Source organism: Roseovarius sp. CAU 1744, assembly GCF_039839345.1.
Taxonomy (GTDB): Bacteria; Pseudomonadota; Alphaproteobacteria; order Rhodobacterales; family Rhodobacteraceae; genus Roseovarius.
The window spans coordinates 180640-201956 of sequence record NZ_JBDOQV010000003.1 but is presented as its reverse complement, the minus strand read 5'-3'; the positions used below and the strand labels follow the sequence as shown (position 1 = coordinate 201956).

Below are 21317 nucleotides of genomic sequence, written 5' to 3'. Positions count from 1 at the left end.
GGGATGGACCGTCTGCCCTATCCGGGTCTGCGCGCGTTCAACCGCGACGAGGCGGACTTGTTCTTTGGCCGCGATGCGGCGGTTAACGAGCTGATACTGCGCCTCAGCCAGACGCGGTTTTTGGCCGTGCTGGGCGCGTCGGGCACCGGCAAATCCTCTCTGGTTCGGACCGGGCTGCTGGATGGGCTGGAACTGGGCCTGCATCCGGCCGGTGCCAATTGGCGTTTCTGTGACATGGCGCCGGGCGGTCAGCCGATCCGAAGCCTGGCGCGGGGGCTGCTTCAGGTTTCGGCTGGGGACGAGGGTCGGGAGGACCCCTCGGAAGATGATATCGAATCCCTCGAATGGTTTTTGCGCCGCGGCCCGAGGTCGCTGATCGAATGGCTGGACGAAGGCCATTTGCCATCTGACGTGCAGCTTCTCTTGCTGGTGGACCAGTTCGAAGAGCTATTCAGGTTCGGCGATTACGATGACCGCGAGGAGGCAGAGGCCTTTGTGCAGCTTCTCATCCATGCCAGCCGCGAGGATGCGGGGCGTATGCATGTCGTCATCACGATGCGCTCGGAGTTCCTGGGTGCCTGCGTCCTGATCCCCGACCTTGCCGAAACCATAAACGCGGGCACCTACCTGACCCCGCGCATGGATCGCGAGGGCTGCCGCAAGGCCATCGTCGGGCCGGCCCGCATGTTCGGCAGGGATGTCGAACCCGCCCTGGTCAACCGGCTGCTGAACGATCTGGCGACCTTTGCGCCGTTTGATGAACAGGGTGGCGGCGACCAGTTGCGTGCCTTGTCGCGCCGGGCGGACCAGCTGCCGGTGATGCAGCATGTGCTGAACCGGATCTGGCGCGAAGAGGTTGTCGGCAAGGACGCCCAACACCTGAGCTACGACAAGTATGAAGACCTGGGCGGCATGAAGGGCGCGCTGAACCAGCATGGGGGCCAGGTCCTGGATGAGCTGGGTTCGGACAAGCTGACGGCCTGCGAAAAGATCTTTCGCGCCCTGGTCGACGGTAATTCGATCATCACCGCAAGCCGCCGCCCGGTCGCCCTGGGGCGCCTGGCACAGGAAACCGGCCTGCCGGTCGACGAGGTGCGCGCGATCGTCGAAGTCTTCCGCAGCGAAGAGGTCAATTTTCTGCGGCCGCCGCCATCGGTCCCGCTAAGCGACGATTCCGTCATCGACATCAGCCACGAAAGCCTGATCCGGCAATGGTCGAAGCTGTCCGAATGGATGCTGGACGAAGCGCGGGCCGCGGCGGTGATGCGCCGCGTTGCCGATGCCAGGAGCCGGTACGAAGCCGGTGAGGGCGACCTGTTGTCGGGGCTTGATCTGGCCAATATCACCAGCTGGTGGGAACACGATCAGCCTTCGGCCGACTGGGGGCAGCGCTATACCTCGGATTTCGAGGGCCTGGCGGCCTATCTGCGCAGGTCGCAGGAAACCGAGGAAGCGCGCCAGAAGGCGCGGCAGGAGAAAGATGCAAGAGAGAAGCGCACATTGCGTTTCTTTCTGGCGGCGACGTCGGCAACGGCAATCGCCGCGGCGTTCTTCTTTTTCGATGCGCAGGCAAAGCGCGACGAAGCCATCACGTTGCGCAATACCGCCGAGGTCAATGAAGCGCATTTCCTGGCCGTGACGGAATCATTGGCGACGGGCCTGGTCGAAACCCTGGATACGGATGACACGATCCCGGTGGCCAGCAAATACAGCCTGATCCGTGACACTGAAGCGGCCATCGCGGCGCTTGCAGAGAGCCGCGCGGATGACGTGGAATTCGTCGACCAGCGGGCGACATTCCTTCTGGCAAGCCTTGATGCCCTGCGTGCCGGCGGCTTTTGGAACGAAGCCGAGGATTACGCAAGACAGCTTGAGGCGTTGCTTCTGGAGAAACCGGCAGACTGGTCGCCGGCTCCGGTACTGGAGATCAGAAGTTCAATAGCCCTGGCTGATTTCCACCGCGTCTATGCGCGCCTGGAAAGCGCGGATCGCTGGTTGCAGCGGGCACAGGAGCAGAACGAACTGACCGACCCGGAAACGCCGGGTTACCTGGCGCGGCAGGCGCAAATTCTTCTGGCCGACGCTCAAATCGCGAAACAGTGGCACCTTCACGAAAGGCTGCTGGACACGGCAAGAAAGATCTGGTCCGAGTTTGATCGGCAAATGGCGATCATCGAGGCGCCCCAGGTTTCCCGAAACCGCCAGCGTGATCCGGCAGCGTTCGGGCAAAAGCAACTGGCGCTGGCGGAACTGGCCCATACCGTCGTGATGGCAAACGGGTTTGCGGCGAACACCGTGCGCAAAATAGATGCTGATACGCGCTATGGGGTTGATTATCCGCAGTTGCAGATCAGCGCGCAGCGCGCCGTTGATTTCCTTGAGCGCGTTGAGGGATTCGACGAGGGTGAATTGGGCCTTGCCGAGATCATGCTCAACGGGATGAAGGCCGCGGAGTCCAACGACAATGACAACAAATCGCTGCGCGCCGTTGAATTCATGGACAGTGCCGTGCGGATCGCCGAGACGCTATGCGCCCTGGATACGACCAACCGCCGGTACCGCAGCCGGTTGCTGGGCGCCCTTACCCTTCGCGCAAATTACGCAATCGACGCGGGACAGCTGGGCCAGGCAAGCAGGGATCTTTCCGCAGCCAACGATTTGTTGTTGGAGTTGCGCGCGGCGCGGATGCCAAGAACGGAACGCATCTCTCGTGAACCTTGGTTGCGGTATTACGAGTGGCAATATGTTGTCGCTCGCGATGGGGACAAAGGCAACGCGAAAGCCATCGCACGGCAGCAGCTGCATGACAGCGTGGCGAGCCTGAACGATGATTCGTCTGTCGACAGCCGGCTGCTTTCAGAAGCCAAGATGCTGGCCGCCTATGTCGATCTCTTCATGCTGACCCGGGATGAGGTCAACTACGCCGATATCCAAGAAACGATCCGGGCCGCAATGAGCGCGCATCCCGTGGCTGACAGCCCGCAATCGAATGCCTATTTCAACCTCGCTCAACGTCAGTTTCTTCATTACCAGCTGATTTTTGCCGGCGCCAAACGTCTGGGCGAGGAGGAATGGGCTCGTGCCTACGATCTTGGTTTTCGCGAAGCCGACGCCTTGCTGAAAATCGCGCCCGGCGAATACCGCTGGACGAACAATCAGACGAGCTATCTGTGGTCATCTGCCGAGGCAACCCGCGGCGCGGGTAAGCAAGCGGAAGCGATTGAACTTTATCGTGATGCCTTCGACAGCGCGATGAACGCGGCAGGGTCGAAAGGCATTCGCGAAAGAGAGTATTTCCGGTCGATCGAGAATGCGGTCAAGCTCATGCGGAACGTCGTCGGCTTGGGCGAGGAACTGCTGGACGAGACGGATGTCGCGCGGCTGGACGACCTGGTTGCGAAGCACGTGGCCGATACAGACAGGTTTGACTCGCTGATAGAAAACAAAAGGCAACTGGAAGCGTTGGCGAAAGAAGCCAAGGAGCTGTCAGAAAAAATGTCCGGCTCTGCGGACGAGGGGGCGCAAGGCATTTCTCGGGGCCTGCGCGAGGCCTCGGTTCTGATTTCAGAAGCTGTCGACCAGGCCGTTTTCGCGGAAGCTGCTAGCACGAAAGTTGCACGCAACGACACCGGAGAGGTCATCGGCGCACTCGCTCGCGAAAAACTGCGTGAACTGACCATGGACGAGTTGGAAGGCGAAGCGATCTTCTGGGTGCGCCCGCCGCTTTACGAAGCCGTCTGGCACACTCTTGAAGGGGATGCGTTCAATGGGATGCTGGACACGATCACCGCAGGTGTGCCCGGGTTTGATGTGTCCGAGGTGAGTTACATCCGGTCTACCAGGTTGAGTTTCTATGACGATGGCTATCTGGTCGAAATGCAGTTGGGCGTAGGGGATCAGGCAAGGCTGATTGCCTTTCTGGTGACCAATGGAGACAGTGTTTTCCGTTTGTCGGGGACATCACCGCCGATCCACGAGGCCAATGCCAAAACCCCAATCGTTCTGAACACGCAAGAGCAGGTCGCAGCATATCTGCGGTTCTTTACGCATTACGTGAACGGCGACGAGGGCAGTTTCTCTATCGTGGAGAGCACGGCAGATATTCCCTTCTCCGAAACCGCCGGAGAAGAAGAGTTTGATCGCGCGCAGGCGGTGATGCGGCCATTCGCGATCTGGCCCCATCCTGAGAATCCCGAGCTCTGGCAGGCCTCTGGCACTGTCTACTATGGGCGCGCATTGTTCCACGCGATTTTTGAACTGCAACGAACAGGCCTGATTGAAATGCTGAACGATCAACCTGTTATCGCCGATCTGGAGGCCAGCCTGATCCGCATATCCGACCGTGAACAGGGTGTCCGCCTGAATGGCGAGGAAGCCGGCAAGTCAGTCGCCTTTGAACGCATCGGACTGAAACGGCATGAAACGCGGGTGGATCGAATTGTAACTGTGATTTCGTCTAGCCGGAACATGCCCGAGGCCGCCGCACGCAAATTGCGCGACGACCATATCGGTTTCCTTTTGCACGAGCTTTACGAAAAGGAATCCTCGGACCATGCCAGGGACCGCAACAACGTTGCGTATGAATTGCTGTTGGCCGATGTCGACCCGGAGGTGGCGCTGAACTTGTCAGAGCTGGTGCGAAAGGACGCGCCGGATGATCCCAATTACGCTGATACATATGGCTGGGCGTTGCTGAAATCCGGCCAGACGGACAAGGCTATCGATATCCTGGAGCAGGCGAAAAGCGAGGCGCCGGACAGTGTCGAAATCATCGCCCATCTGGCGCAGGCTTATCGGGTCGCTGGCAGGTCCGGAGACGCGAAGAAAATGCTGGATACCGCCGAAGCCTTTGAGCTGAAAGCAGATCTGGCAGCATTCCTCCGCAACGAACGGAATCTGCTTGCCCAACAAGAGTGACAAACAAGGGCGGCCCGGTATCCTTGACCGTATCGCCTTTGTCAGCGGCCGCCGGGAACGCCCAGCATCACATCTGGATGAAGACCGCCGGTTTTTCTTCAAGGCGCGCAAATATTTGAAGGGTACCAATCTGATAATGGTGCCCCCACACGGACTCGAACCGCGGACCTACTGATTACAAATCAGTTGCTCTACCAGCTGAGCTATAGGGGCATTCGATGGCGCTGTGGTGTCTGCGTCCAAGGAAACGAGACCATTGGCCCGATCGCCGCAGGAATCGAGCGGGTTTTAGCGGCATGAGCGGCGCATTGCAATACTGTTGGAACGCCCCTTTTCTGATTGCCGGTTTCCGGTTCCGTCGGATCAACCGAGGTTTAGGGGTAGTGACATTCCGCTTCTCGCTTGCGATCCGCTGGTTCAAAGAGAATTTCTTGTTGGGTAAGCCGGGATATCATCAGATGGCGTCGCCTCAGACCGCGCCGCCGCCTTATGGCAGACCTGTACAGCGCTGGCGTTAACTTGCAGCATCTTGCGGGCGAACCCGCCATGCGCGACATGACGATCACCCTCTTGCCTCGGGCGATGCCGATGCTTGGTCTTGGATGTCGGTATGCGTCACCGAAAACATTGGTAATGGTCAGGCCAAAACATTTCGGACGGCGTGAAATGGCGCCGATGCACACATTCCCTTTTGCTGAACGCGCTGTGACTGTCACGAAATTCTGCCACAATCTCGCCATATTCAGCACAGCTGAGGATCGAGTTCGGCGCAAATGTGGCAATCGCAGACGGTTGTCACCGTAGGATCGGGCCCAGGTGTGGGTATCTGGGGTGCCGGCAGCCGTTCCCGGTCGTGCCGCAGCATCTTTTCCTTCCGGTTAAGGCATTGGTTTAGAAAGATTATGGGACAATAAAGAATCCCACTCATAATCATTTCAAAATATAGGAAAAACGTCTGTTCGGGCCGTGGATTCGCCTGATTGCGTAACCAGCTTCGCCGCGGATTCGCCGCCGTGTCCTCCGATATTTCCGGCAAGGAAGTTTCTGGAGCCCCAAATGGTACAGTTTACGTCATCATCGGTTTTTGCCAATGCGCTGGTCGGGCCTCTTGCCGGCATCAGTGATCTGGATGCAGCGCTGTTCGGTGACCAATGGCGGTTATTCGCGACCAGCAGGATCGAAAACGAGATCAGTGTGTTCGACGTCATGGCGGGCGAGCTGCAGGAAAGCGCTGCGGAGGTTTTTGCGACCGGCGAGGGGCAGATGCCGGCAACCGGGCTGGAGATCGTTTCAACCGGTACCGATACGTTCGCGGTATTTTCCGGGGGCGGCGACGTACTGCACAATGCCTATGATATCGACGTTACAGGCAGTTTCGGTGAAGGTTTCGCGCTTGCGCCGACCTCGGGACTGACCAGCGCGCTGACGGCGATCGTGTCGGCGCAGTTGGAAGGGCTGAGCTTGTTGGCGACGGCCCAGGGCGGGCAGTCCGGTTTCTCTGTTCAATCGGTCAATGAAGACCTCACACTTGCACATGTCCAGTCGATCACGGTCGAAGGGGGCGAGATCGTGGATATCGAGATGATCGAGGTCGGTGGCACCGGGCTGACACTGGCCATCGACCGGGCCGGCAACGAGATCCTGTCTTACCGCGTGGCGAATGACGGGACGCTGACCTTTGCTGATACGCTTGGCGTGATGGATGGGCTTGGGCTTGTCGCGCCGGAAATCCTGCGCGTTGTCAACATTGCCGGACAGAGTTTCGGCATCGTTGCCGCCGGCAGCAGTTCGTCAATCAGCGTGTTCGAAATATCCGATACCGGCGAGCTGATTGCGCGCGATCATGTGATTGACGGGCAGGGCACCAGGTTTGCGTCAATTTCCGAGCTTGAAATTGTCGAAACAAACGGGCGTGCCTTCGTTCTGGCGGCGGGTGCGGATGACGGGTTTACGCTTCTCGAACTGTTGCCCGATGGCCGCCTGATTCACCACGCCACGATCGCCGACAGTGACGCGGTGACATTGCAGAATGTTTCGGGCCTGGCTGCACAGGTGCAAGGCAATGTCCTGCATGTTTTCGCCGCCAGCGCGACCGAGACAGGCCTGACAGAACTGACGTTTGACCTGGGTGTGGCGGGTGTCGTCGAAGTTGGGGGTGCGGATGATGACATCTTGACGGGCGGGTCCGGGGACGATGTCCTGTTTGGCGGTCACGGGGCCGGACATGACGTTCTTTCCGGCGGCGACGGCGGCGATACTCTCATCGCCGGGCAGGGGGCGGACCGACTGATCGGCGGGCAGGGCGCGGATGTCTTTGTGTTCGGTGATGCGCAGGATGGGGGCCGAATCGATGATTTCAACGTGGCCGAGGATTTGCTGGATCTGTCCGGCTGGTTTCTCCTGCATGATACTTCGCAGCTGAATTTCGTGGCCTACGCCGACCGGGTGGATATCTCGTTCGGGGGGTACATGGTAAGTGTGAGGTCACATGATGGCGGCACCCTTGAACCGGCCGAGCTGATCGAACGTATCACGATCAATCCGAGCCATTCGATTATCACCAACGCGCCCCAAGCTGCCGATCTGGACAGCGAGCATTACGGCACGTCGGGCAACGATGTTCTTTTTGGTCATGCCGGTCAGGACATATTCTACTCCGCCGGGGGCAGGGACGTCTTTGTCGGAGGCGGTGAGTTTGACATCGTGTCCTATGAAAACGCCACATCGCGTATCAAGGTAGACATGATATTCGGCAGGCGGGAAAGAGGCGATGTGGCCAAGGATCAGTTCTTTTCGATCGAGGGGATCGAGGGAACCGATTTCGGCGACACGCTGATTGGCGATCACGGTCAGAACTGGTTTGACGGGGGCGAGGGTCGTGACTTTATCGCCGGACGTTCGGGCGACGACGACCTTCGAGGGGCCGCCGGAAATGACAAGCTGTTGGGCGGCTGGGGGCATGACACCCTGTCTGGCGGCGAGGGCGCTGATATCCTGGTCGGTCATAGTGACAATGATCACCTGAACGGTGACGCGGGTAACGACCGCCTCCGCGGGGGTGGCGGCGACGATACGATTATCGGGGGCGCGGGCGATGACAACCTTGGTGGCGGGTTCGGTGCCGACACATTCTACTTCACCGAAGGCAATGACTGGATCAAGGATTTCTCAACCAGATTTGACCTGCTGTATATCGACGATGCGCTACTGAGTGACCCGACAATGTCCGCAGCTGAGATTCTGAGTACCTATGGTGAAGATCTGGGCAGAACCGTTCGGCTGAACTTCGGTGAAGATGAATTCGGAAATGACCAGATGATCACTCTCCATCGGGTGCGCAGTCTTGATGATCTGAGCGACAGCCTGTTTGTCTTCTAGCCTGATCGGTGGGTGCTCAACCCACCTTGTAGCCCCAGAACGCTGTCTCGTCGGCCTGGAAATAACCTGAGGCGCCGCTGAACATACCCTGAAGCTCGACCGTATCGCCAGCGGACAGAACGGCTGTTGCCTGGGTGTTCACGAAGGTGATCCCGTCGACATGATCCCCGGTGATCCCGCCGAAGCTGCCGGCAAGCTGCGAGGTTCCGTTCTTCAGCACTCGCGCATTGATGCGTGCCGCGCTGCTGGTATCTTGTTTGAACAGAAGGTGCCCGCCGAACTGATAGAAGCCGTCCGCCGGCGCGGTAAAGACGTTGGTACCGGCGTCAAAGCTGGCCTGATCGTTATAGGCCAGAGTGTTGATGGCAATTTTCACCCAGGTATCCGCTGCGCCGAAATTGTCGAAATTCGTGCTGCCGGAAAACCGTGGCAGATTGGGCTGGCTGACAATTCCCGTACCGGCATCAATCTCCAAACCGTCGCGGAAATTGGTGCCATCGAGCGTGACGGCAATACGCAGGTTGTCGCTGCCAAAAAGGCCCAGAACCGCGCGGGTGGCGAAATCGGTCTGCAGCACGAAGCCCGCATCACCGCCGGGTGTTTCCTTGTTCAGGGTTTGAACCAGATCGCCGCTGCCGCTGTCGGCGGCATATCGCGCCGTCCAGAGCGCGGCATTCAGTTTGGCGGAAAACGGCGCGCTGGCAGTGTCAACACCGATACCCAACCCGGTCAGGTTTTCCAGCAGGCTGCCGCCGACCGCCTGCCAGGCCGTGCCGTCAAAGGCCTTCAGCAGCCCGGTGTCGATGACGAAGATCCGCCATCCGACCCGCGGCGCGTAAAAGACCCAGGTGTCCTGTTCATAACTCGCGATCTGACCATCCTGTCCTGCCCATTCATTCTGTCCGCCGGCGGGCACCAGATAGCGCGCCCCTTCACCGGTGTCGGTGGGCGGCGTGTCGATCACGTCCGAAACTACGGCCAATTGCGTCACTACATCGAGGATCCGCAGCGCCTCGTTATGGGTCACGTGTTTCTGCGATTGCGAGGGGGACAGGATGGGCAGGTTAAGGTTGGGCAATTGGTCCGGCATGGCAGAATCCCTGTTTCAAAACTCAGCCGAAAAATGCGGACCAAAGTTTGCCGATCCCTGTGCCCGCCGCCCCTGCTTTTAATCTTTTCTTTAGTCTCGCCATCAGTTGGCGAGAACGGCACCGGATTTCGCTCTTGTCCACTTGCCATGTTCGCTTGTACGCCAAAGGGGTGACTCACCTGCCCGGGCTTGTTAAACGGCCCCAGCAACGCACCTGCGGAGAGTAGATTGGAAGTACAGGACACAAATCTCGATGGCGTCAAAATCCTGATACCGCGGCGCTTTGGCGATGAGCGCGGGTTCTTCTCGGAAAGCTGGAGCCGCCGGGTCATGGCCGAGCAAGGACTGAGCCATGACTGGGTGCAGGACAATCACTCGCTCTCCGCGAAAAAGGGCACTGTCCGGGGGTTGCATTTCCAATCGCCGCCCCACGCGCAGGACAAGCTGGTGCGCTGCGGGCGCGGCGCGCTCTTTGATGTCGCCGTGGATATCCGCAAGGGCTCGCCGACTTTCGGGCAAGCGTTCGGCACGGTGCTCAGTTTTGAGAACGGCAGGCAGCTGCTGGTGCCCAAAGGCTTCCTGCACGGGTTTGTGACCCTGCAGCCGGATACCGAGATCATCTATAAATGCTCGGACTACTACGCGCCCGATTGCGACGGCGCCGTGCGGTTCAATTCCCCGGGGCTGGAGATTGACTGGCCACTTGACGGCATTGATCCGGTGCTCAGCGAAAAAGATGCCGCCGCCCCGTTATTTGCCGATTTCGACAGCCCCTTTCTTTTCGAAGGACCCTCCACATGAAACTGATCGTAACGGGCGGTGCGGGGTTTATCGGATCGGCGGTGGTGCGGCAGGCCGTGCGCGACGGTCATCAGGTGGTCAACCTGGATGCGCTGACCTATGCCGCTTGTCTGGATAATGTCGCGCCGGTCAGCGATGATCCGAATTATGCGTTCGAGCATGTCGATATCCGTAACCGCGCCGAGCTGGACCGCGTGTTCGGCGCCCATCGGCCCGACGCCGTGATGCACCTGGCGGCCGAAAGTCACGTGGACCGTTCCATCGACGGGCCCGGCGATTTCATCGAGACCAATATTACCGGCACGTACAACATGCTTGAGGCGGCGCGCGCCTATTGGACCGCCCAGGGCAAGCCCCACAGCTTCCGCTTCCATCATATCTCGACCGACGAAGTGTTCGGCACCCTGGGCGATGAGGGTCAGTTTACCGAAGAAACCCCCTACGCCCCCAATTCGCCCTATTCGGCCTCGAAAGCCGCCAGCGACCATCTGGTCCGCGCCTGGTCCGAGACCTACGGTCTGCCGATCGTGATGACCAATTGTTCGAACAATTACGGGCCCTATCACTTCCCGGAGAAGCTTATCCCGGTGGTGATACTGAATGCGCTTGGCGGCAAACCGATCCCGGTTTACGGCAAAGGCGAAAACGTGCGTGATTGGCTTTATGTCGAGGACCACGCCGATGCGCTGCTGACCGTGCTGCAAAAGGGCGAATTGGGCCGCAGCTACAATATCGGCGGCGAGAACGAGGCGAAGAACATCGACATCGTGCGCATGATCTGCGCCATCCTTGACCAGAAGCGCCCGGCTGCGGCGCCCTATGCCGACCAGATCACTTTTGTAACCGACCGTCCCGGCCATGACCTGCGCTATGCAATCGACCCGACCCGCATCGCGACCGAACTGGGCTGGCGGCCATCGGTGACGCTTGAGCAGGGGTTGGAAAAGACCGTGCAATGGTATCTGGACAACGAGGACTGGTGGCGGGCCCTGCAATCGCGCGAGGGCGTGGGCCAGCGTCTGGGCAAGACCGGCTGAACCGGGGCGGCAGGGAGTGGTTGAATGACAATTCTCGTCTTCGGTAAAACCGGGCAGGTGGCCACTGAATTGGCGCACCTGCCGGGCGTGACGTGTCTGGATCGGGACCAGGCCGACCTGACCGACGCCGCCGCCTGCGCGGCGCAGATTGCCGGATCGCGCCCCGAGGCGGTGATCAACGCCGCTGCCTATACCGCCGTCGACAAGGCCGAGTCAGAAGAGGACGTGGCCACGTTGATAAATGGCGCCGCCCCCGGTGCGATGGCGCGCGCCTGCGCCGATCTGGATATCCCGCTGGTCCACATCTCGACCGATTACGTCTTTTCAGGCGGCGGAACTGCCCCTTGGCAACCGGGGGATGCGACCGGCCCGCTTGGCGCCTATGGCCGTTCGAAACTCAGGGGCGAAGAAGCTATCCGCGCTGTCGGCGGTACCCATGCGATCCTGCGCACCAGCTGGGTCGTTTCGGCGCATGGTGCGAATTTCGTCAAGACCATGCTCCGTCTGGGCGCAGAGCGCGACCGCCTGACCATTGTCGCCGACCAGATCGGTGGCCCGACCCCCGCCCGTGACATCGCCACGGCCTGTCACCGCATGGCGCGGGCCCTGATCGCCGACCCCAAGAGGTCCGGCACCTACCATTTCGCCGGCGCGCCCGATGTCAGCTGGGCCGATTTCGCCCGCGAGATTTTCGTGCAGTCCGGCATTGCCTGCGAGGTTGCGGATATTCCAAGTACGGACTATCCGACACCCGCAGCAAGGCCGCACAATTCGCGCATGGATTGCTCGACCCTCGAGGCCACTTTCGGCATCGCCCGCCCTGACTGGCGCAGCGGTCTGGCCGACATCCTGCGCGACCTCGAAAAAGGAACCCCTTCATGACTGAACGCAAAGGCATCATTCTGGCGGGCGGCTCGGGCACGCGGCTCTACCCGATCACAAAAGGCGTGTCGAAACAGCTGTTGCCGATCTATGACAAGCCGATGATCTACTATCCTCTCAGCGTGCTGATGCTGTCGGGCATACGCGAAATCGCGATCATCACCACCCCGCAAGACCAGGACCAGTTCAAGCGGATGCTGGAGGATGGCAGCCAGTGGGGGCTGAACTTTACCTATATCGCGCAACCCTCGCCCGATGGGCTGGCACAGGCCTTCATCCTGGCCGAGGATTTTCTGTCCGGTGCGCCCTCTACCCTGGTTCTGGGCGATAATATTTTCTTTGGTCACGGCTTGCCCGAGTTGCTGGAAGAGGCCGACCGGAAGGAAACCGGCGGCACGGTCTTTGGCTATCAGGTGGCCGACCCGGAACGCTATGGTGTCGTCGATTTCGACAAGGATGGCACCGTGCGCGAAATCGTGGAAAAGCCTGAAATACCGCCGTCGAACCACGCCGTCACCGGGCTTTACTTCGTCGACGGTACCGCGCCGGAAAAGGCCAGGCAGGTCAAACCCTCTGCCCGTGGCGAGCTTGAAATCACCTCGCTGCTCGAGATTTACCTGCACGAGGGTACGCTGGACGTGCAGCGCATGGGCCGCGGCTATGCCTGGCTTGATACCGGCACCCACGGCAGCCTTCTGGACGCGGGCAACTTCGTTCGCACGATCCAGAAACGCCAGGGCCAGCAAATCGGCTGCCCCGAAGAGATCGCCTATGAGATGGGTTTCATCAGCCGGGGCGAACTAATGGCGCTGGCCGAGAAATACATGAAGAACGACTACGGCAAGTATCTGAAAAAGCTCTAATCTGCTCGTGTTCCGCAGTTGGTTACAGCCGCATTCGCATGTCAGCTGTGCGGACTTTGCCGACATTGATCCCTAATTTGCCAAGAGCTGCTTTTTGTGAAATTCAATGCGAGACAGATAAAGAAATGCATAGGAAAGTCGTGACAAAATTTCCTGTTTCAAAAATCCGCCCTTTGCAAGCTAAGCTCGCCCTGGGAGCATCGGGCAAGCCTTCAATCGAAGTGAGTTTTGCACCTTTCACTTTAACGACATCTGAAAAAGAAGGTTCTGAATTGCTGGATTTCAACACAACGCTTCAAGCTGACTTCATAAATTTACCGACGACAGAACTATCTCGATTGCAAAACAAAACCTTCGATTTTCCGGCCAATCCTAAGGATGGCTACATTGACGCGTCATTCTACTTTTCCAATGTCCATAACCCAGTCGATATTACCAAATTTGTGTTCGGTGATTTCTGCGACGGGAAAGTTCCGCTGACAATGGTCACTAAGTGGGTCATGACATACGAAAACACGGGCTTTGAGGACTTCGACTTAACATTTTCGGTATCACTTAGTGGATAGCAGCCACCTAAGAGCGGCCATTCGTACATCCCGCAGCATTTGACTCTTTGGGCTCGAAGTGAACATCCAGCCGTTAGGGCAGATTGGCTAAATCCTTGCTGGCTGGCAGGCTTCCGCTGGTTCGTCCTTTGATTCCCTGGCGCAATTTCGATGCGGGTCACCCTTTCGCGCCCTGTCCCCGCTCATAGACATCTTCCAGGCGCACGATGTCGTCCTCGCCCAGATAGCTGCCGGTCTGCACTTCGATCAGGACCATCGGCACCTTGCCAGGGTTCTCCATCCGGTGCACGGCGCCAAGGGGGATGTAGACGCTCTCGTTTTCCGAGATCAGCTTGACCTCGTCATTGATCGTCACCTTCGCGGTGCCCGCCACCACGATCCAGTGTTCGGCCCGGTGATGGTGGCTTTGCAGGCTCAGGATCCCGCCGGGTTTGACCACGATGCGCTTGACCTGGAACCGGTCGCCCAGGGCCAGGGTTTCGAACATGCCCCAGGGGCGCTGATCCCAGGGAAACTCGGTTGCCTGCTTGGCCTCCTTGCCCTTCAGCTGGTCAACCACCTTCTTCACGTCCTGTGCGCGGGATTTGTCCGCGACCAGCACCGCGTCGCGGGTCGAGACAACCATCACGTCCTTCAGGCCCAGGCCGACCAGTTCCACGCCATCATCCTCAGCCCGCAGCAGGCTGTCGGTGCAATCCACGGCCATGGCCGAACCGTGCACCGCATTTCCGGCGCCGTCCGCCGCCATGTGCCGGCTGACCGAATCCCAGTCGCCCAGGTCCGACCAGCCACCGGCATAAGGTACGACCACAAGGTTATCGGCCTTTTCCATCACCGCGTAGTCGATCGAGATATCCTCGACCGCCGCCCATGCCTGCGGATCGATGCGGAAGAAATCCAGATCGGGCGTTGTCTTTTCCACCGCCGCGCGCACCTGGTCCACCAGCTGTGGGGCGTGGGCGTGGAAGGCGGCCATGATGGCTTTGACCGAGAACAGGAAGATCCCGCCGTTCCACAGGTAATTCCCGCTTTCCAGCATCGCCTGTGCGGTCTTGCGGTCGGGTTTTTCGACGAATTGCGCCAGCGGGATCGGGTCCGAGGCAGTTGATGGATCGGCGGTCAGTTCCAGATAGCCATAGGCGGTCTCGGGCCTGTCCGGCGCGATGCCGAACGTGACCAGCTTGCCGGCCTGGGCCGCCTTTTTGCCCATCTGGACGGCGGCCGTGAACGCGGCATTTCCCGGAATGATGTGATCCGAGGGTGCCACCAGCATCAGCCCGTCCGGATCGCGCGCCTCAAGCCAGAGCGCGGCGGCCAGGACGGCGGGGGCGGTGTTGCGCCCCTCGGGTTCGATCAGGACGGTGCCATCGCCGACGCCCTCATCGCGCAGCTGTTCGGTGGCGATGAACCGGAAATCCGACCCGGTGATGACAACCGGCGGCGCGTATTCCGGCCCGGAAAGACGCCTGGCAGAGGCCTGAAACAGGCTTTGGTCGCCGACCAGCTTGGTGAATTGCTTGGGATAGCTCTTGCGCGACAGGGGCCACAGGCGCGTACCGGAGCCGCCGGCAAGCAAAACTGGGGTAATCTGGGTCAACTGTGATCTCCCGGCCAGGAATACATCTGTTAGGCGCACGCATAACATGAAATTTCGCGGCGCACAGCATCTGAACCCGCTGATATGGTTAATATATGGCGATTTCTTGAAGTCTCGGCAGCGCCAGAATTCAACTATGGGCGCCGTGCCTGCGGCGTATTTGACCGGGGCGTCCGGGTATCGACAGATCGGCGTCTGCGCGCGGAGTCGATGCGATCAGCTTGCCCTTGGCGATCACATGCAGCCGCGTGGCACGCAGGCGCACCGCCTCGATCGGGTTGCCCGCATCCAGCACCACCAGCGAGGCCGTGGCGCCCTTGTGCAGCCCGTAATCTGCCAGGCCCAGGATTGCCGCGCTTTCGCTGGTGACCATGTCGAAACAATGGCGCATTTCGTCGGGGCTGGACATCTGCGCCACGTGCAGACCCATGAAGGCCACATCCAGCATGTCGCCGGTGCCAAGGCTGTACCACGGATCCAGCACGCAATCCTGTCCGAAACCCACGCGAATGCCCTGAGCCCGCATTTCCTTTACCCGGGTCAGGCCGCGCCGCTTGGGGAAGGTGTCGTGCCGGCCCTGAAGCATGATGTTGATCAGCGGGTTGGGGATTGCCGATACCTCTGCCTCGGCCATCAGCGGCAGCAGTTTCGAGACGTAGTAATTGTCCATCGAATGCATCGAGGTCAGGTGAGACCCGGCGACCCGGCCTTGCAGGCCCAGACGCTGCGTCTCATGGGTCAGGGCCTCGATATGGCGGCTCATCGGATCGTCGGTTTCGTCGCAATGCATGTCGACCATCAGACCGCGGTCGGCGGCGATCTCGCACAGCTCCTTCACCGAGGCGGCGCCATCGGCCATCGTGCGTTCGAAATGCGGGATGCCGCCAACCACGTCGACGCCCATATCCAGCGCGCGGATGGTGTTTTCCCGCGCCGTCGGGTCGCGGTAGAACCCGTCCTGCGGAAAGGCCACCAGTTGCAGGTCGATGTAGTGCTTGACCTTCTGGCGCACTTCCAACAGCGCCTCGACCCCCAGCAGTCGGTCATCGCAGGTATCCACATGGCTGCGGATGTGCAGCAAGCCCATGCTGGCCGCCCAGTCGCAGTAGGCGAGCGCGCGCTCGACCACCTCGTCCTGGGTCATCACCGCCTTCAATTCGCCCCAGAGCCCGATCCCTTCGAGCAGCGTGCCCGAGGCGTTGATCCGCGGAATACCGTAGGATTGGGTGGCATCCAGATGAAAATGCGGATCGACGAAGGGCGGGCTGACCAGATCACCGCCGGCATCGATAACCTGTGCGGCCTCGGCCTCTATCCTGCCGATCTCGGCGATCCTGTCGCCGTTGATCGCGATATCCGCCACCGTCCCGTCGGGCAGCGTGCCGCCTTTGACAATCAGATCGAACATCAGCGTTCTCCCTTGTTGAACGGCACCATCAGCGCGGCCGGTACCTCGGCCCGGCGCGACATGACGATCAGCGCCAGGATGGACAGGAAATAGGGCATCATCAGGAATATCTGATAGGGGATGTCAGCCCCCAGCGATGTCTGCTGGACCCGGATCTGCAGGGCATCGAAGGCCGCGAACAGGATTGCGCCCAGCAGGGCCTTGCCCGGTTTCCACGCGCCAAAGACCACCAGCGCGATGCAGATCCAGCCGCGCCCGTTGACCATCTCGAAGAAGAAACTGTCAAAGGCGGACATCGTCAGGAACGCGCCGCCCACGGCCATCAGCCCGCTGCCCACGATCACCGCGCCCATGCGGATGCCCGTCACCGACAACCCCTGCGCCTCCACCGCCGAGGGGTTCTCTCCGGCCGCCCGCAGCGCCAGCCCCAGCGGTGTTCGATACAGCACCAGCGACACGACGACCACCAGGATAAACGCCAGATAGGTCAGAGGTGTCTGCGCGAAAAGCGCCGGACCGATGAGCGGAATGTCGGAAAGGATGGGGATCTCGAACGGCTGGAACGCCTCGATCTTGGGTGGGCTGGTCACTTCGGGCAGGGCCAGCCTGTAGGCGTAATAGGTCAATGACGTGGCCAGCAACGTGACCCCCAGCCCGACCACATGTTGCGATAGCCCGAACGGCACTGTCAGGGCCAAATGGATCAGGCCAAACATCATCCCCACCGCCATCGCCACGCAGACCCCGCCCCACAGGCCCATGCCGGAATAGACCGCCATCCACCCGGCAAAGGCACCCGCCACCATGATCCCCTCGATCCCAAGGTTCAGCACACCGGCGCGTTCGCAGATGAGCTCGCCCAGCGTGGCAAAGATCAGCGGGCTGGCAATGCGGATCGCGGCGGTCCAGAAACTGGCGGAAAGGAGAATCTCGAGGATATCCATCCGGCTACTCCCTTACCACCCGGAACCGTGTCAGCAGGATCGCCAGCACCATCAGCAGCAGCGCCGTCGCCAGCATGATATCGGCCAGGTAGGTGGGTACGCCCACCGCGCGGCTCATGCTGTCGGCGCCCACGAAGATACCCGCCACGAACAGCGCCGCGGCAATCACAGCCAACGGGTTCAGCAACGCCAGCATCGCCACGATGATCCCGGTGTAACCAAAGCCGGGGCTGAGGTCCAAGGTCAGGTTGCCCTTCAGCCCCGCCGCCTCGGAAAACCCTGCCAGCGCGGCCAGCCCGCCCGACAACAGCGCCGTCTTGATCAGCACCGCGTTGACGGGGATGCCGGCGAATTGCGCTGCCTCGCGGTTCAGACCCACGGCGCGCATTTCGTAGCCCAGCGTCGTGCGCCGCTCGATCACCCAGACGACCCCGGCGGCAATCAGCGCAAGGGCAAAGCCCCAATGCAGCCGCAACCCGTCGAAGATGCGCGGCAGCCGCGCCTCGGGAATGAGCCGGGCGGATTTTGGCCAGCCCATGCCCATCGGGTCTTTCAATGGCCCTTCCAGCAGCATCGAGATGAACAACAGGAAGATGAAGTTGAACAGGAGTGTGGTCACCACCTCGTCCACGCCGAAGCGGACCTTCAGCAGCGCCGGCACCAGCAGCACCACCGCGCCCGCCAGCATTGCCAGCACCGCCAGCGTCGGCAGCAAAAGCCCCGAGGGCCAGCCAAGCGCCCCGGTGCCCAGCACCACCGTCACCAATGCGCCCGCGTAGAGCTGCGCCTCGGCGCCGATGTTCCACAGCTTGGCGCGGAAGGCGACCGCCACGGCCAACCCGGTGAATATCAGCGGGGTGGCCCGGTTCAGGGTTTCCAGCAGGGCGAATTTCGACCCTGCCGCGCCTTTCAGAATCAGCCCCAGCACCGCAAAAGGATTGGCCCCCGCCGCCATCGCCAGCAGCGAGGCGATCACCACCGTTGCCGCAATCGCGGCAAAGGGCAGGCTGATCGAGCGTGCCAGCGTCGGGTTGGCGATGGGTTCAAGACGCATGGGCCACCTCGTCGTCAAACCCATGCCCCGCCATCCACACGCCCAGTTCGGCCGGTGTCATCGTCCCGCGTGGAAATTCCGGCGACAGACGCCCTTCTGAGATTACATGGATCACGTCCGAAAGCGTCATGATCTCATCCAGATCTTCCGAAATCAGCAGCACCGCCGCGCCATTGTCCCGTGCCTCCAGCAGCCGCGAGTGCACATAGTTGACCGCGCCGATATCCAGGCCACGTACCGGCTGGTTGGCCAGGATGATGCGCGGCTCGGCCTCCAGCACCCGGCCCAGGATCAGCTTTTGCATGTTGCCGCCGGACAAGAGCCTGATCCGCGTCCCGGGCCCGGGGCAGCGCACGTCATAGGTGTCGATCACGCCGCGGGTGAATGCCTCGGCCCGGCCCCAGTTCATCCAGCCCCGGCGGCTGAAGGGTGCGTCGCGATAACTCTCCAGGATCGCGTTTTCGGTCAAGTCGAAATCGGCAATCGTGCCGGTCTTGTGCCGGTCCTCGGGAATGCGGGCGATGCCGCTTTGCACCGCCTCGCGCGGGGTCCAGTGAGGGTGGTTTTCATCCGCCAGAGCCAACGTGCCGGCTGCCGGCTGGATCAGCCCGCCGATCAGGTCCGCCAGCGCGGCCTGGCCGTTGCCCGACACGCCCGCCAGCCCGGTGATCTGCCCCGCGCGCAGCGCCAGCGTGACCGCCTTCAGCCCCGGCGCGTTGCCCTGATCGGGCGTCACCACCCCTTGCAAACTCATCAGGGCCGCTCCGGGCTCGGAGGGGGCGACCTCGGGCGCGGCCACGTCCGAGCCGACCATCAGCGCCGCCAGCCTGTGCTTGTCCATGTCCTCGGTTCGTGCCTCGGCAACCAGCTTGCCATGACGCAGGATCAGGACCCGGTCGGAAATTGCCATCACCTCGTGCAGCTTGTGCGAAATGAAGACGATCGACAGCCCCTTTGCCACCGCCTCGCTCAGCGTCTCGAACAGATCATCGGTCTCTTGCGGGGTCAGAACCGCCGTGGGCTCGTCCAGGATCAGGATGCGGGCATCGCGGTAAAGCGCCTTGAGGATCTCGACCCGCTGCCTTTCCCCCACGGTCAGCGCGCCGACACGGGCATCTGGATCGACCGACAGCCGGAAATCCTGTGCCAGTTTCAGAATCTTCGCCCGGGCCGCCGCCCGGTCCAGCCCCGGACGCCACAGCGAGCGCGTGCCAAGGGTCACGTTCTCAAGCACGGTCATGTTATCGGCCAGGGTGAAATGCTGGTGCACCATGCCCACGCCCGCATCCAGCGCCGCGCGCGGATTGCCCGGCGGCAACTCGGCCCCGAACACTTCGACCGAACCGCTATCGGCGGTATACTGGCCAAACAGGATGTTCATCAGCGTGGTCTTGCCCGCGCCGTTTTCCCCCAGCAGGGCAATCACCTCACCCCGGCAAAGCGACAGGCTGACCGCGTCATTCGCGGTCAGCGCGCCGAAGGTCTTGGTGATGTCGTTCAGGCGAAGGACGACGGGCGCATCGTCCTGCAATCTGTCCCGGCCCGTCATTTACGAAGATTTCGGCTCTTCGTCATTGATCGTTACCGCGAAGGCGCCCGATTTGATTTCCTCGGTGCGCTGGGCCACCAGGTCCAGCGCCTCCTGTGGCACCTTGCCCTCGAACGTGCCCAGCGGCGCCAGCGAACAGCCGCCCTCCTTCATGAAGGAATAGATGCCGTAATCGGCGGCGGCGAAGTCACCGGCCTGGACTCTGGCAATGGCTGCGTCCAGCGTCGGTTCAAAGTGCCAGATGGCCGAGGCGACCACGGTTTCCGGATAGTCGCCCTGCGTGTCGATCACGTTGCCGATCGCCAGGATTCCCTTTTCCTGCGCCGCATCCGAGACGCCGAAACGTTCAGCATAGAGCAGGTCAGCCCCGTTTTCGATCATCGCAAAGGCGGTTTCCTTGGCCTTGGGCGGATCGAACCATGAACCGATGAAGCTTACCTGGAAGCTGATATCCGGGTTCATTTCATGTGCGCCGGCCATGAAAGCGTGCATCAGGCGGTTGACCTCGGGGATCGGAAAGCCGCCGACCATCCCGATATTGCCGGTCTCGGTCATCGCCCCCGCGATGATACCCGACAGATAGGACGCGTCCTGGATGTAATTGTCGAAGACCGCGAAATTCGGCAGCGCCGGGTCTTCCTTGAAGCTCGACCCCATGAGGAAGGCGATGTCGGGATATTCGGCGGCCACTTCGCGCGCCTCCTGCTCGGCGCCGAACACCTCGCCGATGATCAGCTTGTGACCCTGCTCGGCATATTCGCGCATCACCCGCGTGTAGTCTGTATTGCTGACATTTTCCGAGAAGGTATAGCTGATGTCGCCCCGGTCCTGCGCCGTCAGGGCAGCCTTGTGAATTCGGCTGACCCATTGCTGTTCGACCGGCACGGTATAGATACCTGCGGTCTTGATCGGATCCGCCGCCAACAGGCGGGACGGTGCGGCGGCAATCAGGCTGGCCCCCGCCGTCGTCCCCAGAAAGGCGCGCCGCGACATCGGTGCAAATGGTGTCCGTTTCATATAATTTCTCCCGGTTTGTTATTGTTTTACCAGTCGGTAAAATTTAATGCGCGAAATTGCAAAGAAAATCGATTCCGCGCGCCATCGTTATAGGCCCTACGCCGCGGTCTGCCTATGTTGAATGATCCGGCGCGACGCGTGCCCAAATTTTCAGCAGAACTGGTGAACTCCGCTGTTGGCGTCAGCTTGGTGATGGTTTTACACTCAACCACAA

At 60.7% G+C, this 21317-nt stretch carries 14 protein-coding genes and 1 tRNA gene; 7 read left to right on the top strand and 8 right to left on the bottom strand.

Annotated features, from left to right (window positions below):
• The first annotated feature begins 3 nt into the window (after positions 1-3).
• On the top strand, positions 4-4917 hold the full coding sequence (locus AAFO92_RS07425) for a tetratricopeptide repeat protein (RefSeq protein ID WP_347534082.1): 4914 nt from the start codon (positions 4-6) through the stop codon (positions 4915-4917).
• Between the two features lie 137 nt (positions 4918-5054).
• On the opposite strand, the gene AAFO92_RS07420 is transcribed toward AAFO92_RS07425, so the two are convergent.
• Positions 5055-5130, bottom strand: a tRNA-Thr gene (locus AAFO92_RS07420).
• 843 nt (positions 5131-5973) lie between these two features.
• Between AAFO92_RS07420 and AAFO92_RS07415 the strand changes: the two genes are divergently transcribed.
• On the top strand, positions 5974-8295 hold the full coding sequence (locus tag AAFO92_RS07415) for a calcium-binding protein (protein WP_347534081.1): 2322 nt from the start codon (positions 5974-5976) through the stop codon (positions 8293-8295).
• A 16-nt stretch (positions 8296-8311) separates the two neighbouring features.
• On the opposite strand, the gene AAFO92_RS07410 is transcribed toward AAFO92_RS07415, so the two are convergent.
• Positions 8312-9385: a DUF2793 domain-containing protein gene (locus AAFO92_RS07410; RefSeq protein ID WP_347534080.1), complete on the bottom strand. Its 1074-nt coding sequence runs from the start codon at positions 9383-9385 to the stop codon at positions 8312-8314.
• 228 nt (positions 9386-9613) lie between these two features.
• On the opposite strand from AAFO92_RS07410, the gene rfbC reads away from it, so the two are divergent.
• Genes rfbC through AAFO92_RS07385 form a run of 5 tightly spaced genes read left to right on the top strand, consistent with a single transcriptional unit; the run spans position 9614 to position 13534 of the window.
• Complete coding sequence (gene rfbC, locus AAFO92_RS07405; protein ID WP_347534079.1) at positions 9614-10186, top strand: dTDP-4-dehydrorhamnose 3,5-epimerase; 573 nt, start codon at positions 9614-9616, stop codon at positions 10184-10186.
• Complete coding sequence (rfbB, locus tag AAFO92_RS07400) at positions 10183-11223, top strand: dTDP-glucose 4,6-dehydratase (protein ID WP_347534078.1); 1041 nt, start codon at positions 10183-10185, stop codon at positions 11221-11223. Before rfbC ends, rfbB begins: the two co-directional genes overlap by 4 nt.
• 24 nt (positions 11224-11247) lie before the next feature.
• Complete coding sequence (gene rfbD, locus AAFO92_RS07395; protein WP_347534077.1) at positions 11248-12105, top strand: dTDP-4-dehydrorhamnose reductase; 858 nt, start codon at positions 11248-11250, stop codon at positions 12103-12105.
• Complete coding sequence (gene rfbA / locus AAFO92_RS07390) at positions 12102-12968, top strand: glucose-1-phosphate thymidylyltransferase RfbA (protein WP_347534076.1); 867 nt, start codon at positions 12102-12104, stop codon at positions 12966-12968. Before rfbD ends, rfbA begins: the two co-directional genes overlap by 4 nt.
• Before the next feature lie 56 nt (positions 12969-13024).
• Complete coding sequence (locus AAFO92_RS07385; protein ID WP_347534075.1) at positions 13025-13534, top strand: hypothetical protein; 510 nt, start codon at positions 13025-13027, stop codon at positions 13532-13534.
• A 157-nt stretch (positions 13535-13691) separates the two neighbouring features.
• On the opposite strand, the gene AAFO92_RS07380 is transcribed toward AAFO92_RS07385, so the two are convergent.
• From AAFO92_RS07380 to AAFO92_RS07355, 6 genes are all read right to left on the bottom strand, one after another.
• Complete coding sequence (locus AAFO92_RS07380) at positions 13692-15179, bottom strand: mannose-1-phosphate guanylyltransferase/mannose-6-phosphate isomerase (RefSeq protein WP_347534074.1); 1488 nt, start codon at positions 15177-15179, stop codon at positions 13692-13694.
• A gap of 82 nt (positions 15180-15261) precedes the next feature.
• Positions 15262-16539, bottom strand: coding sequence for an amidohydrolase family protein (locus AAFO92_RS07375; protein WP_347534073.1), 1278 nt, complete (start codon positions 16537-16539; stop codon positions 15262-15264).
• Positions 16539-17483 carry an ABC transporter permease gene (locus AAFO92_RS07370; RefSeq protein ID WP_347534072.1) on the bottom strand — a complete coding sequence of 315 codons (945 nt, stop codon included), beginning with the start codon at positions 17481-17483 and terminating at the stop codon, positions 16539-16541. The genes AAFO92_RS07375 and AAFO92_RS07370 overlap by 1 nt, the downstream gene beginning before the upstream one ends.
• Positions 17484-17487: 4 nt before the next feature.
• The gene (locus tag AAFO92_RS07365) at positions 17488-18537 is read right to left on the bottom strand and encodes an ABC transporter permease (RefSeq protein WP_347534071.1); all 1050 of its coding nucleotides are present in this window, start codon (positions 18535-18537) and stop codon (positions 17488-17490) included.
• Complete coding sequence (locus AAFO92_RS07360; protein ID WP_347534070.1) at positions 18527-20086, bottom strand: ABC transporter ATP-binding protein; 1560 nt, start codon at positions 20084-20086, stop codon at positions 18527-18529. The genes AAFO92_RS07365 and AAFO92_RS07360 overlap by 11 nt, the downstream gene beginning before the upstream one ends.
• Positions 20087-21103: a BMP family protein gene (locus AAFO92_RS07355; RefSeq protein ID WP_347534069.1), complete on the bottom strand. Its 1017-nt coding sequence runs from the start codon at positions 21101-21103 to the stop codon at positions 20087-20089.
• Positions 21104-21317 lie beyond the last annotated feature (214 nt).